General features: G+C 74.3%; 11 protein-coding genes. 4 read left to right on the top strand and 7 right to left on the bottom strand.

Going from position 1 to position 13,263, the window contains the following annotated elements:
- A complete protein-coding gene (locus tag ACFVVL_RS26520; RefSeq protein ID WP_387679386.1) occupies positions 1–453 on the bottom strand; it encodes a hypothetical protein in 453 nt (150 codons plus the stop codon).
- Positions 454–1,016: 563 nt separating this feature from the next.
- Between ACFVVL_RS26520 and ACFVVL_RS26525 the strand changes: the two genes are divergently transcribed.
- Positions 1,017–1,217: a hypothetical protein gene (locus ACFVVL_RS26525; protein ID WP_387679389.1), complete on the top strand. Its 201-nt coding sequence runs from the start codon at positions 1,017–1,019 to the stop codon at positions 1,215–1,217.
- A gap of 93 nt (positions 1,218–1,310) precedes the next feature.
- Here the strand turns inward: ACFVVL_RS26525 and ACFVVL_RS26530 are convergent, their stop codons facing one another.
- The 4 genes from ACFVVL_RS26530 to ACFVVL_RS26545 all read right to left on the bottom strand — a co-directional run bounded on the left by ACFVVL_RS26530 (position 1,311) and on the right by ACFVVL_RS26545 (position 5,002).
- Entirely contained in the window at positions 1,311–1,547 is a 237-nt protein-coding gene (locus ACFVVL_RS26530; RefSeq protein ID WP_380296418.1) for a hypothetical protein, read from the bottom strand.
- Between the two features lie 238 nt (positions 1,548–1,785).
- Complete coding sequence (locus ACFVVL_RS26535) at positions 1,786–3,042, bottom strand: sugar ABC transporter permease (protein ID WP_387679391.1); 1,257 nt, start codon at positions 3,040–3,042, stop codon at positions 1,786–1,788.
- Positions 3,039–3,827 (bottom strand): ATP-binding cassette domain-containing protein, encoded by a 789-nt coding sequence (locus ACFVVL_RS26540; RefSeq protein WP_387679394.1) that lies wholly within the window; start codon positions 3,825–3,827, stop codon positions 3,039–3,041. The genes ACFVVL_RS26535 and ACFVVL_RS26540 overlap by 4 nt, the downstream gene beginning before the upstream one ends.
- 80 nt (positions 3,828–3,907) lie before the next feature.
- A complete protein-coding gene (locus tag ACFVVL_RS26545; RefSeq protein ID WP_387679397.1) occupies positions 3,908–5,002 on the bottom strand; it encodes a substrate-binding domain-containing protein in 1,095 nt (364 codons plus the stop codon).
- 272 nt (positions 5,003–5,274) lie between these two features.
- On the opposite strand from ACFVVL_RS26545, the gene ACFVVL_RS26550 reads away from it, so the two are divergent.
- Both ACFVVL_RS26550 and ACFVVL_RS26555 read left to right on the top strand, forming a co-directional pair.
- On the top strand, positions 5,275–6,174 hold the full coding sequence (locus ACFVVL_RS26550; RefSeq protein WP_387679401.1) for a LysR family transcriptional regulator: 900 nt from the start codon (positions 5,275–5,277) through the stop codon (positions 6,172–6,174).
- A 314-nt stretch (positions 6,175–6,488) separates the two neighbouring features.
- Positions 6,489–10,361: an amino acid adenylation domain-containing protein gene (locus ACFVVL_RS26555; protein WP_387679404.1), complete on the top strand. Its 3,873-nt coding sequence runs from the start codon at positions 6,489–6,491 to the stop codon at positions 10,359–10,361.
- A 44-nt stretch (positions 10,362–10,405) separates the two neighbouring features.
- On the opposite strand, the gene ACFVVL_RS26560 is transcribed toward ACFVVL_RS26555, so the two are convergent.
- Positions 10,406–10,771: an ArsR/SmtB family transcription factor gene (locus tag ACFVVL_RS26560; protein WP_387679407.1), complete on the bottom strand. Its 366-nt coding sequence runs from the start codon at positions 10,769–10,771 to the stop codon at positions 10,406–10,408.
- Between the two features lie 85 nt (positions 10,772–10,856).
- Positions 10,857–11,192, bottom strand: coding sequence for a hypothetical protein (locus ACFVVL_RS26565; protein ID WP_387679410.1), 336 nt, complete (start codon positions 11,190–11,192; stop codon positions 10,857–10,859).
- A gap of 374 nt (positions 11,193–11,566) precedes the next feature.
- Here ACFVVL_RS26565 and ACFVVL_RS26570 point away from each other — a divergent pair, with 374 nt between their 5' ends.
- Entirely contained in the window at positions 11,567–13,219 is a 1,653-nt protein-coding gene (locus tag ACFVVL_RS26570; RefSeq protein WP_387679412.1) for a cytochrome bc complex cytochrome b subunit, read from the top strand.
- Positions 13,220–13,263: the final 44 nt, after the last annotated feature.

The raw sequence follows: 13,263 nt of genomic DNA on the forward strand, positions 1-13,263 counted from the left end.
TCAGGGCCGGGCGAGGCGCCCGTAGAGCGCGGCGATCCCGCCCTCGTCGGCGATCAGCGGCAGCGTGTCGAAGAACAGCTCCCAGGTGCCCCCGGGGCCGAAGCGCTCGACGATGCCGAAGGACACCTCGGTGCCCTTCCCGGTCACCGGGTCCCTGCTCCACGCGGGGACGGCCGTGCCGTGCCACTCCACGTAGGTCATGCTCCGGCCGAAGGCCACCTGCCCCGACTCGAAGCGGAGGTCGGCCTGCTCGAAGAGGCGCCGCAGGTAGGAACCCTTGCCCTCGGCGGTGGCCAGCGGCGCCGCCAGGCCGGGGCCGCCGAGGCGCGCCCCGCCCTGGCCGGCCGGCCAGGGCGGCGACGTCCTCGCCGTTCCAGGCAGCCAGCCGGGCGCCGATCTCCGCGGCGCGGAACGGCTCGGGGCCGCGCCGGCCGGCGGGCGGGGCGGGGGCACCGGCCGGATCGGCGATGCCGTCGAAGAGCGGCCGCAGTTCGGGGGCGACCGGCGCGAACAGCGCGTGGCGGTCGTAGTAGCGGCGGGCCTGGACGGTCCGGCCGTCGTCGGCCAGCACGTTCCGGGCGATCTGCGGGAAGGCGACCGGCCGGCCCTTGACGGTGGCCTCGTTCCACTGGCCGAACATCACCACCGCGCCGTCGGCGACCACCTCGGTGCCCCGGTAGCGGAAGTCCGGGACGAGGCCGAGCGAGCGGGTGATCGAGGTGCCGATCGCGGGCAGCCCGCGCTGCGGGGCGCCGCCGGCCTCCCAGAGGGTCGCCTCGGGGTCGAAGATCGCCTGGTAGAGGCGGACCCGGGGGTGGTCGAGGTCGCCGGGCGCGGGCGGGGTTCCGGTCGAGGCCTCGCCGAAGGCGATCTGGCGGCGGAGGAAGGCGCAGGCGTTCGGGGTGAGTCGGCCCTCCAGCCGCTCCAGCCGGTCCTGGACGCCGTCGCACTCGGCGAGCCCGCCGGACGCGTCGCCGTGCGCCGCACCGGCCCCGGCGGCGGGCCCGGTCGGGGTGGTGACCGCACCGGACGCCACCGCACCGGACGCCACCGCCGCGAACGCCACCGCGGCGGCCGTCGCCGAAGCCGTCGCGGCCGCGGACAGCGCGGTGCGGGCGCCGCGCCCCGGTCGGTGGGTGAGCCGGCCGATCACCGTCATGTCGATCCCCTTCCGTGGACACCGCGCCGGGTCGGAGGGCGTCTCCGACCGGCGGTGATCACCCTGCCGGACAGGGTTCGGGGGGTCGATTACCTCGGGGGTCATGCGCGCACCGCCGGGCGGCGGCGCCGCGCGGAGGCCGAGCGGGCGGTCAGACCTCCTGGGCCTCCAGCCAGTGCAGCAGGACGGTGCGCTCGGTGTCGGTGCCGGCCGGGCTCGCCGGGTCGAGCGCCCAGTGCCTGATCCGGCGCACGGTCTCCGCGTCGAGATCGAGGTAGAGGCGCCAGTGCGCCTGGGGGTGGCAGTCGGCCTCGCGGGGTTCGCCGCACTCCTGGCAGTGGGTGAAGAAGGCGTCGACCAGTCGGTGCACGATCGTGTCGGCGGGCATGGGCGGCGGGGGTCCTCACTGGTTCGGCAACCGGGGTTCACTGGTGCCCGCCGCTGCCCGTGGCTCGTGGTGCGGCGGATTTGTATGTCCAGGGTGCGGAACCCGGTGGGGCGAACGGCAGGGACCAATGTCACCTCCCGGAATCCCGGCCGGAGCGGGCCGGAGCCCGGTCCCCGTGGGGGTGGGGACCGGGCGGTCGGTGGGGGCGCCGGGCGGCCCGAGGGGGGGGGCAGCCGGGTCAGCCCCGGCCGGCGGACTTCTGGGTGCGCCGGGAGACCGAGTCCAGCACCACGGCGGCCAGCAGCACCGCGCCGGTGATCATGTACTGGATGGCCTGGGCGGCGTGCACCATGTCCAGCCCGGTGGTGATCGACTGGATCACCAGCATGCCGAGCAGCGCCGACCAGGTGCTGCCACGGCCGCCGAACAGGCTGGTCCCGCCGATGACGGCGGCGGCGATGGCGCTCATCAGCACGTTGCCGCCGCCGAGCAGCTTGTCCGCCGAGCCCTGCTGCGAGGCGATGAACAGCCCGCCGAGGCCCGCCAGCGTGGCGGAGACCGTGAACACCGCGATCCGCACCCGGGCCACGTCGATGCCGGCCCGGCGGGCGGCCTCGATACCGCCGCCGACCGCGAAGACCTGCCGGCCCCAGGGGGTGCGGCGCAGCACGAAGTCGGTCAGCACGACCACCCCGAGCAGCACCACCAGCGGCAGCGGCAGGCCGCTGTCCTGGTTGAGCGTCCAGGCGGCGGCCGGCGCGACCACGGCCAGCGCACCGGTGCGCAGCGCGATCCCGCCGGGCGGCCGGGCGGGCAGGCCGGCGGCGGTGCGCCGGCGGGCGGTGAGCAGTTGGGCGGCGAGGTAGCCGCCGACGGAGAGGACGGCGAGCAGCCAGGCGAAGGCGATGTCGCCGTCGCCGAGGAAGTGGTTGTCGAGGTGGGCGACGACGCCGTCCCTGATGTTGTTGACGGTGCCGAGCCGGCCGAGCACGTAGTCCTGCAGGCCGCTCCAGGCGAGCATCCCGGCCAGGGTGACGACGAACGCGGGCACGCCGATCCGGGCGAAGAAGAACCCGTGCACGGCGCCCATCGCGGCGGCGGCGAGCAGGCCGAGCAGCACGGCGAGCCACTCGTTCAGGCCGTGGCGCACGGCGAGGACGGAGGTGACGGCGGCGCAGGCCCCGGCGACCGAGCCGAGCGAGAGGTCGATCTCGCCGAGCAGCAGCACGAAGACGACGCCGACCGAGATCAGGCCGTAGCCGGCGATCCATTTGGTGATGTTGGTCAGGTTGTCGGCCTGGAGGAAGTGGCCGGTGACGCTCTGGAAGACGATCGCGATCAGGATCAGGCCGAGGACGACGGGCAGCGGGCCGAGGTCGCCGCTGCGGATGCGGCGCCGGACCTCCTCGGCGTAGCCGGCCGCGCCGCCGCGGCGGACCAGCAGCCGCGGGTCGGCGGCCGGGGCAGGGGCCGGGGTGCTCTGACCGGTGCTCACTGCGCCTCCTCGGCGATGCGTGCCTGACGCCGGGTCACGGCGTTGTCGGTGGCGCCGGTGATGGCGGAGATGATCTCCTCGTTCGAGGTGCCGGCGACCGGGAACACCCCGTTGTTGCGGCCGAGCCGCAGGACCGCGACGGTGTCGGCGACCGCGCGGACGTCCGCCAGGTTGTGGCTGATCAGGACGACGCCGAGGCCGCGCTGGCGCAGCCGCTCGACGAGGTCCAGGACCTGCGCGGTCTGCTCGACGCCGAGCGCGGCGGTCGGCTCGTCGAGGACGACGATCCGCGGGTCGCCGACCAGGGCGCGGGCGATAGCGACGACCTGGCGCTGTCCGCCGGAGAGCGCGGCGACCGGGATCCGCACGCTGGGGATGCGGATCGACAGGGTGTCCAGGAGTTCCTGGGCGCGCCGCTCCATCCCGACCTCGTCCAGGGTGGCGCGGCGGCGCAGCTCGCGGCCGAGGAAGAGGTTGGCGACGACGTCGAGGTTGTCGCAGAGCGCGAGGTCCTGGTAGACGGTGGCGATGCCGAGCGCCCGGGCGTCCTGGGGGCGGGCGATCCGCACCGGGCGGCCCTCCCTGCTGATGGTGCCCTCGTCGACGGGGTGGACCCCGGCGATCGTCTTGACCAGGGTGGACTTGCCGGCGCCGTTGTCGCCGACCAGGGCGAGGACCTCGCCCGCGTGGACGTCGAGGTCGACGGCGGTGAGGGCCTGGACGGCGCCGAAGCGTTTGGAGACCGCGCGCAGCGCGAGGACGGGTGCGCCTGTCACGTGAACCATCTCCTGCGGAAGCGAAAGCGGAAACGGGCGAGGGTGAGGGCGAGGGTGCGGGTGCGGGCCGGTCCGGGTCGGCCGCGCCGTCACACGAGCCCGGCGGCGGCGCAGGCGGCGGCGTAGTCGGCGGTGCAGATCTCGGCGGCGCGGTAGAGGCCGTCGGCGATGACGGTCGCGGTGATGTCGGCCTTGGTGACGACCTTGGGCTCCAGCAGCTTGGCCGGGATGCCCTTGTCGGTGGCGCTGTCCACGGTGCCGGTGGCGACGCCCTTGACGTCCTGGCCCCGCAGCAGGTTGACGGCCAGTTCGGCGGCGCTCACGGCGAGCGGCTTGTACGCCTTGTAGATGGTGTACGCCTGGTCGCCGGCGACGATCCGCTGGATCGCGTCGAGCCCGGCGTCCTGGCCGCCGACCGGCACGCTGATGCCGGCGGCCTTGAGCTGGGTGATGATCGCGCCGGCCATGCCGTCGTTGGCGGAGTAGACGGCCTGGAAGCCGTCCTTGCCGAGCTGGGTGATCGCGGCGCCGGCCTTCTGGCCGGCGACGGTGGGCTTCCACTCGCCGGACTGCTCGTAGACCACCTTCCTGATCCTGCCGTCGAGGACCTTGTGGGCACCGGACTTGAAGAGCGCGGCGTTCGGGTCGGCCTCGTCACCGTTGATCATCACGATGTCGGCCTCGGCGGCCCTGGGGCCGAGGGCGTCCAGCAGGGCCCGGCCCTGGAGTTCGCCGACCTTCTCGTTGTCGAAGGAGACGTAGGCGGAGACCGGACCGGTGGCCAGCCGGTCGTAGGCGATGACCTTGACGCCCTTGCCGGCCGCCTCCTGGACCCACGCCTGGGTGGACTTGGCGTCGAAGGCGTCGAGCACGATCACCTTGACGCCCTCGGCGATCAGGGTGTCGAACTGCTGCTTCTGCTTGGCCGCGCTGCCCTCGGCGTTGCTGTAGCGGACCTTGCAGTCGGGGCAGAGCGAGGCGACCTCGGCCTCGATGAACGGGCGGTCGAAGGACTCGTAGCGGGTGGAGGAGGCGTTCTCCGGCAGCAGCAGGCCGATGGACCTGGTGTCGCCGGAGGCCGCGGCGTCCTTCTTGTCCCCGCCCGCCTTGCCGCAGGCGGCGAGGGTCAGGGCCATCGAGATCACGGCGGTGCCGACGAGGGCACGACGCGTCATGGCGTTCATGGGGAAGCCTCCGTGACAGGGCCGCACCATTGCGGCGAGGTGCCAGGAGTTAACCCGGACATGTCATGTACCGTCAATAAGTAAACCCGAACCCGGGAGGATCCCGGCAGATTCGCCGCCTTCGTGAACAAGAGTTTGATCATCCGTCGGCGAAGTGCGCCGCCGCGCGTCCCCTGCGACCGGGACCGGGACGTCCGATCTCGTCCGTGGCCTCCAGCCGGGAACCGGAAACCCAGGCGACAGGCGAATGTCTCGCATGTTATCCATGCGGGATGGACATGGCCTGGCTCGACGTCTTCCGCACCACCGCCCGCCTGGGCTCGTTCACCGCCGCCGCGGAGCAGCTGGGCTTCACCCAGTCCGCGATCTCCCGCCAGATCGCCACCCTGGAGGCCGAGTTCGGTGTCCAGCTGTTCGACCGGCTGGCGCGCGGAGTACGGCTCACCGAGCACGGACGGACCCTGCTGCCGCACGCCGAGGCCCTGCTGGACCGCCTGGACGGCACCCGGCAGGAGCTGGCTTCGCTCACCGAACTGGGCCTCGGCCGGCTGCGGTTCGGCGCCTTCGACAGCGCCAACGCCGCCCTGGTCCCGGCGGCACTGGCGGCGTTCCGGTCGGCCCGTCCGGGGATCGGCATCTCGCTGACCGAAGGGCTCTCGGCGGAGCTGCTCGACCGGCTGCGCGACGGCGGGATCGACCTCGCGGTGGTCGTCGCCCACCCCGGGCACCTCTACGACACCGACCTGTTCGACCTGCGTCCGCTGGTCGAGGACCCGGTGCTGGTGGCCCTCCCGCCGGACCACCCGCTGGCCACCCGTACCCGCCTGCGGCTCGCCGAACTCGCCGACGAGCCCTGGATCGCGGCCGGCCGCCGCCCCGGGTCCGCCCTGCTCGCCGCCTGCGCGCGCAGCGGCTTCCGGCCCCGGATCGAGTACGAGGTCGGTGCCTGGACGGCCAAACTGGGCCTGGTCGCCGCCGGGTTCGGCGCCACCCTCATCCCGGCCCTCGCCGCCCGCGGGGCCCGCCCGGACGTCGCCCTCGTCCCCCTGCATCCCGAGGACACGCCCGTGCGCACGGTGCACACCGCCACCCTGCGCGGCCGCTCGGCCCCGCCCGCCGTGACCGCCTTCCTCCCCCACCTGGCGGCGGCCACCGCAGCGCCCCGGTCCTGATCCGGGGCCGCCGCGGTACGGACGACGGCGGTGCGGAGGCCCGCCGCGGTGCGGCCGGCAGCGGCCCGGAGGCCCCGCACCCGGCGGCCCGCCGCGCGGCGGCACGCGCGGCGGGCCGGTCCCTCGAACGCCGCCCTCGCGGCCGGGACCTGCCCGGGACACCCGGGACCGCGGCGCTCCCCGGCCCGGGCGGAAAGCCGGACCGGGTAGCGGCCGTCGCCCCAGGCGGCCGGGACACCGGGCGGCCGACCGTGGAGGTCACGCCCGGTCGGCGCACCGGGCGGCCGTATTGGCCCGACCCAGGGAACCCCCTCATGACCGCAGAGTCCGTCCTGTCCGCCGTTCTCCTCGACGCCCGCCGATCCCCCTGCCTGCCCGACCTGCTCCGCGCCCAGGCCGCCGCCCGGCCCGACGCCACCGCCGTGACCGGCGGGGGCGGCCGGCTCTCCTTCCGTGAACTCGGCGCGGCCGCCGACGCCCTCGGCGCGCAGTTGCACCGGCTCGGGGTGGCCGCCGACGACTGCGTCGGCCTGTACACCGAACCGTCGCCGGAGCTGATGACCGGCGTCTGGGGCATCCTGCACGCCGGCGCCGGGTACCTTCCGCTCTCCCCGGAGTACCCGCAGGAGCGGGTGCGCTGGATGATCGAGTCCAGCGGGACGCGGGTGATCGTCACCCAGGAGCACCTGCGCTCCCGGCTGGCCGAGCTGGTCCCGCCGGGGGTGCGGATCCTCGTCCCGGCCGAGCCGCCGGACGCCGTGGAGCACCCCGACGCCCACCCGATCCCGCACCAGAGCCAGGGGCCCGCCGACCCGCGCCCGGAGTCGCTGGCGTACGTCATCCACACCTCCGGCTCCACCGGCCGCCCCAAGGGCGTGATGATCGAACACCGCAGCATCGTGTCCCAGCTGCGCTGGCTGGCCGACGCCGGGCACCTCGGCCCGGACGCCGTCGTCCTGCAGAAGACGCCGATGAGCTTCGACGCGGCCCAGTGGGAGATCCTCGCGCCCGCCGCAGGGGCGCACGTGGTGATGGGCGCGCCGGGCGTGTACCGCGACCCGGAGGCGCTGATCGACACCGTGCTCGCGCACGGGGTGACCGTCCTGCAGTGCGTGCCCACCCTGCTCCAGGCGCTGCTGGACACCGAACGGCTGCACCGCTGCACGAGCGTGCGCGGCCTGTACTCCGGCGGCGAGCCGCTGTCGGTGCGCCTGGCACGGGCGCTGACCACCGCGCTGCCGGGTGCCGAGCTGGTCAACCTCTACGGCCCGACCGAGTGCACCATCAACGCGACCGCCCACCGGGTGGACCCGCGGGAGCTGGGCGACGGGGGCGGTTCGGTGCCGATCGGCGTGCCGGTGGACCGCACCCGCTGCTTCGTGCTGGACGAGCAGCTGGCCCCGGTGGAGCCCGGTGGCACCGGCGAGCTGTACATCGGCGGCGTCCAGCTGGCCCGGGGCTACCTCAACCGGCCGGATCTGACGGCGGAGCGGTTCGTCGCCTCGCCGCACCTGCCGGGCGAGCGGCTGTACCGCACCGGCGACCTCGCCCAGTGGAACCCGGACGGCACGCTGCACTGCGCGGGCCGGGTGGACAACCAGGTCAAGCTGCGCGGCTACCGGGTGGAGCTGGACGAGATCGCGCTCGCGATCGAGGAGCACACCTGGGTGCGGCGGGCGGCGGCGGTGGTCACCGACGACGCGCGCACGGGGCACCGGAACCTGGTGGCCTGCGTGGAGCTGAACCCCAAGGAGGCCGCCCTGATGGACCAGGGCAGCCACGGCGGCCACCACCAGTCCAAGGCGAGCAAGCTCCAGGTGCGGGCGCAGCTGTCCAACCCGGGCGTGCGCGGCGCGGCCGAGCTGGCCGGGCGCCCGGTGGTGGAGCTGCCGGGGCGCCGGGAGACCGGACGGCAGCGGCGGGAGACCTTCGCCCGCAAGACCTACCGCTTCTTCGAGGGCGGCCCGGCGACCGGGGACGACCTGCTGGCGCTGCTCGCCGCCCCGCACCCGGGCCCGGCCCCGGCGCCCCGGGAGGAGCCCGTCACGCTCGCCGAACTGGGCCCGGTGCTGCGGTGGTTCGGGCAGTTCCACAGCGAGGAGCGGCTGCTGCCGAAGTACGCCTACGCCTCCCCCGGCGCGCTGTACGCCACCCAGCTGTACCTGGAGACGGACGGCTCGCACGGCCCGGCCGCCGGCGTGTACTACTACCACCCGGTGGAGCACACGCTGGTGCGGGTCGGCGAGGCCGCGCCCGGAGGCGTCCCGCTGTCCCTGCACTTCCTGGGCCGGCGCGGCGCGATCGAGCCGGTGTACCGCACCAACATCCAGGAGGTGCTGGAGTTCGAGACCGGCCACATGCTGGGCGTGCTGGAGGAGGTGCTGCCGGAGTACGGTCTCGCGGTGCGGCCGCTGGGCCACGAGCCGGGCGTGCAGCGGCGGCTGGACGTCGCCGAGGAGGACTTCTACCTGGGCAGCTTCACGATCGTGCCGGACGACGGGCGGCCGCGCCGGGACGAGGTCGAGCTGTTCGTCCAGGCCCATCCGGGCGGGGTCGAGGGCCTGCCGGCGGGGCTGTACCGGTACGGGGGCGGGGAGCTGACCCGGATCTCGGACGAGGTGGTGGAGTCCCGGCACGTCATCGCGATCAACCAGCAGGTGTACCGGCGGGCGGGGTTCGGCGTCACGGCGGTGAGCCGGGCGGCCGAGCCGTGGCTGGAGTACATCGGCCTCGGTGCCCGGCTGCACCACCTGCAGCGCAACGCGCTGGGCTTCGGGTTCATGTCCTCGGGCTACAGCTCGCGCAGCGGCCACCCGCTGCCGTCCGCCCGGCGGATGGAGGCGGTGCTGGCCGGGTGCGGGATCGCGGCGGGTCCGTCGTACTTCTTCCTCGGCGGGCGGGTGAGCGAGGAGCAGGTCCGCAGCGAGGGCATGCGGGAGGACGCCGTGCACATGAAGGGTCCGGCGGAGCTGATCAGGGACGAGCTGGCGGCGGTGCTGCCGGACTACATGGTCCCCAACCGGGTCCTGGTGCTGGACGAGCTGCCGCTGACCGCCAACGGGAAGGTGGACGCCAAGGCGCTGGCCGCCGCCGAGCAGGTCCGCGACGCCGGCACGGGCGCGCCGTTCGTGGCGCCCTCGACGCCGACGGAGCGACGGCTGGCCGAGGTGTGGGCGGGCGCGCTGAAGTACGAGGCCGTCTCGGCGGCGGACCAGTTCTTCGCGGCCGGCGGGAACTCGCTGATCGCGGTGGCGCTGGTCAACCGGGTGAACCGGGAGTTCGGCACCCGGCTGCCGCTGCAGGTGCTGTTCGAGTGCCCGGGCCTGGCGGACCTGGCGGCGCGGATCGACGCCGCCCGGGCGGCGGGCGGGGCGGCGGGCGCGCCGGTGTCCCGGCTGGTGCCGCTGCACCGCGACGGCGCGGGCGACCCGGTGTTCTGCTGGCCGGGCCTCGGCGGCTACCCGATGAACCTGCGCCCGCTCGCCGGGCGGTCGGGCCGGCCGTTCTTCGGGGTGCAGTCGCACGGCATCAATCCCGGGGAGACGCCGTACCCGACGATCCGGGAGACGGCCGCCGCCGACGTGGCGGAGATCCGCCGGATCCGGCCGCACGGCCCGTACACCCTGTGGGGCTACTCCTTCGGCGCCCGGGTGGCCTTCGAGGCGGCCTGGCAGCTGGAGCGGGCCGGCGAGCGGGTGGCGGACGTGCTGCTGATCTGCCCGGGCAACCCGGAGCTGCGGCGGGCCGACGGGGAGCGGTACGGGCGCGAGTCCTCCTACCGCAACCCGGCGTACCTGACGATCCTGTACTCGGTGTTCACCGGCTCGATCGCCGGGCCCGGGCTGGCGCGGTGCCTGGCGGAGGTGGACGACGAGGACGGCTTCGCGGCCTTCGTCCACCGGCTGCTGCCGGACCTCGACGAGGAACTGATCCGCCGGATCGCCCGGATCGTCGGGGAGACGTACGAGTTCGAGTACAGCTTCCGCGAGCTGGCCGAGCGCCGGCTGTCCGCCCCGGTGACCGTCTTCAAGGCCACCGGTGACGACTACTCGTTCATCGAGGGCAGCTCCGGCTGGTCGGCGGCCGCGCCGGGGACGGTGCGGCTGGCCGGCGACCACTACGGCGTGCTGCGGGAGCCCGGGGTGGCCGAGCTGGCCGCCGCGATCGCGGCCGCGACGCACGGCTGACGCGCCGTCACCGCGCCGCCGTCAATGCGCCGCCGTCCGGGGTCCTAGCGGGCCCCGGACGGCGGCGCCGGCGGGTCGGCGGGCGGGTCGGCCCGGCGCCGGTCCCAGTCGGCGGCGAGGCCGGCCAGCCAGCGCGCCGTGTCGTCCAGGGCGGCCGGGCGGACGGCGTAGCGCACCTCGCGCCCGGCCCGGTGGCCGGCGACCAGTCCGGCGGCGTCCAGCACCGCGAGGTGCTTGACCACGGCCTGCCGGGAGACCGGCAGGCGCCCGGCGAGGGTGGTCGCGGTGGCCTCGCCCCGGTCGGCGATCAGGTCGAGCAGCCGACGGCGGGTCGGGTCGGCGAGGGCGCCGAGCACGCCGTCGACCGCCTCGCCGCCGGGGCCGCGCCGCACCGTCGCGGCGTCGTTCATGGGGCTGCTCCTCGGCCGTCACAGCAGTGGCAACCCCATGGTTGCACCTTGCCGGGACCAGGGGCAATCCGGCGCCCGGGGGCGGTCAGCCCCACCACTGCTCGGGGACGGCGACCGGCTCGGGCTCCTCCGGCTCGGCGGCCCGGGCGGGACCGCCGGTGACGAGCAGTCCGTCGGGGCCCGTGCCCGCCACCAGGTAGCCGGACTCGCGCAGCACGGCGGCGACCGCGCCGGTGACCGCCGCCCGGATGCCCTCGGCGGGCGGCGGGTCGCCGGCCGGCCCGCCGACGGGCGGCCAGCCGATCACCACCCCCTGCGGCCCCGGGTCGATCCGCAGGCCGGAGGGCCCGCGCCCGGTGTCGAAGCCGGCCCTGGTCAGGTCGGCCGTCACGTCCTCGAAGAGTTCCCGGTGTTCCACCATTGGCGCAGCGTAGGCCCGGCCCCGCGCCCTCCCCGGGCGCGGCGCGCGCCGAAACGCTTCTCCTCGCCGCCAACAGCACCCGAGCGCAGCATCGGGGCCGCGGCCGGGCCCCGGACCGGGGCGGGGGACCCCCGGACGGGCCGACACGAGCGGCCGGACGGGCCGATGGACGTGCACAGTCGGCGCGCTCCCGACAGCATGACAGAGTAAGCGCTCCATCACTTTGAGCAACGGGGCGGCGGGTCGCCGGATCCGCACGCCGGGCTGCCCGGCACCCCCGTATCGAGAGGTCCGATGATCACATCACTCCATCGGCCGGCCGTCTCACGGCCGGGCGCCCAGGACGTGCCGCGGCGAACGCCGGGGAGCCCGTCGTGAGAGCCGAGCAGCAGCCGGGCCCGGGACCGGTCACCAGCACCCGCGCGGCGCCCGCCAACAAGGCCGAGGCCCTCGCCGACTGGACCGACGGACGCCTCGGCATCTACGCCCTGTCCAAGTCCAACCTGCGCAAGATCTTCCCGGACCACTGGTCCTTCATGCTGGGCGAGATCTGCCTCTACACCTTTGTCATCATCATCCTGACCGGCGTCTGGCTGACCCTCTTCTTCGTCCCGTCCATGGGCGAGGTGACCTACGAGGGGAGCTACATCCCGCTCAAGGGCATCCGGATGTCGGAGGCCTACGCCTCGACGCTGAACATCAGCTTCGAGATCCGCGGCGGCCTGCTGATCCGCCAGATCCACCACTGGTCCGCGATCGTCTTCGTGGCCGCCATGTTCGCCCACATGTTCCGGGTCTTCTTCACCGGCGCCTTCCGCAAGCCCCGCGAGATCAACTGGCTGTTCGGCGCGGGCCTGCTGATCCTCGGCATGTTCGACGGCTTCATGGGCTACTCGCTGCCCGACGACCTGCTCTCCGGCACCGGCGTCCGGTTCATGGAGGGCGCCGTGCTCGCCGTGCCGATCGTCGGAACGTACATCGAGATGTTCATGTTCGGAGGCCAGTTCCCGGGCTCCATCATCGTGCCGCGGCTCTTCACGGTGCACATCCTGCTGATCCCGGGGATCATGCTGGGCCTGCTGGTGGCCCACCTGATCCTGGTCTTCTACCACAAGCACACCCAGTTCGCCGGGCCCGGGCGCACCAACGAGAACGTGGTCGGCATGCCGCTGATGCCGGTCTACATGGCCAAGGCCGGCGGCTTCTTCTTCCTGGTGTTCGGCGTGGTCTCGGCGATGGCCGCGATCGCCACCGTCAACCCGATCTGGGCGTACGGCCCGTACCGGCCCGACCAGGTGTCCACCGACGCCCAGCCGGACTGGTACATGGGCTTCTCCGAGGGCCTGATCCGGATCATGCCGGGCTGGGAGATCGGCCTCTGGGGCCACACCCTGGTGATGGGCGTGTTCGTGCCGCTGATGATCTTCCCGCTGGTCCTGGTGGCGATCTGGGCGTACCCGTTCCTGGAGGGCTGGATCACCGGCGACCGGCGCGAGCACCACATCGCCGACCGGCCGCGCAACGCTCCGGTGCGCACCGCGTTCGGCGCCGCCTGGATCACCCTCTACCTGATCCTGCTCGCCGCCGGCGGCAACGACCTGCTCGCCACCCACTTCCACCTGTCGATCAACGCGATCACCATCGCGGCGCGGATCGGCTTCTTCATCGGCCCGGTGATCGCCTTCGTGATCACCAAGCGCTGGTGCCTGGGCCTGCAGCGGCGGGACAGGGAGAAGGTCCTGCACGGGCGCGAGACCGGCGTCATCAAGCGGCTGCAGCACGGCGAGTTCGTCGAGGTGCACGCCCCGCTGCCGCAGGACCGGCTCTACACCCTCACCTCGCACGAGCAGCCGCAGCCGATGGTGCTGCCGGCCGAGGTGGACGAGAACGGGGTGGCCCGCAAGGTGTCGGTCTGGACCCGCGCCCGGGCCAAGCTCTCCCGCGGCTTCTACGGCGAGGGCGCCCAGATCGCCAAGCCGACCGCCGAGGAACACCAGGAGATCAGCAGCGGCCACGGCCACCACTGAGACCCGCGCGCACGGGCCCGCCGCGCACCCGAGGGGTGTGCGGC

The sequence above is a fragment of the Kitasatospora sp. NPDC058115 genome (assembly GCF_042884635.1).
Taxonomy (GTDB): Bacteria; Actinomycetota; Actinomycetes; order Streptomycetales; family Streptomycetaceae; genus Kitasatospora.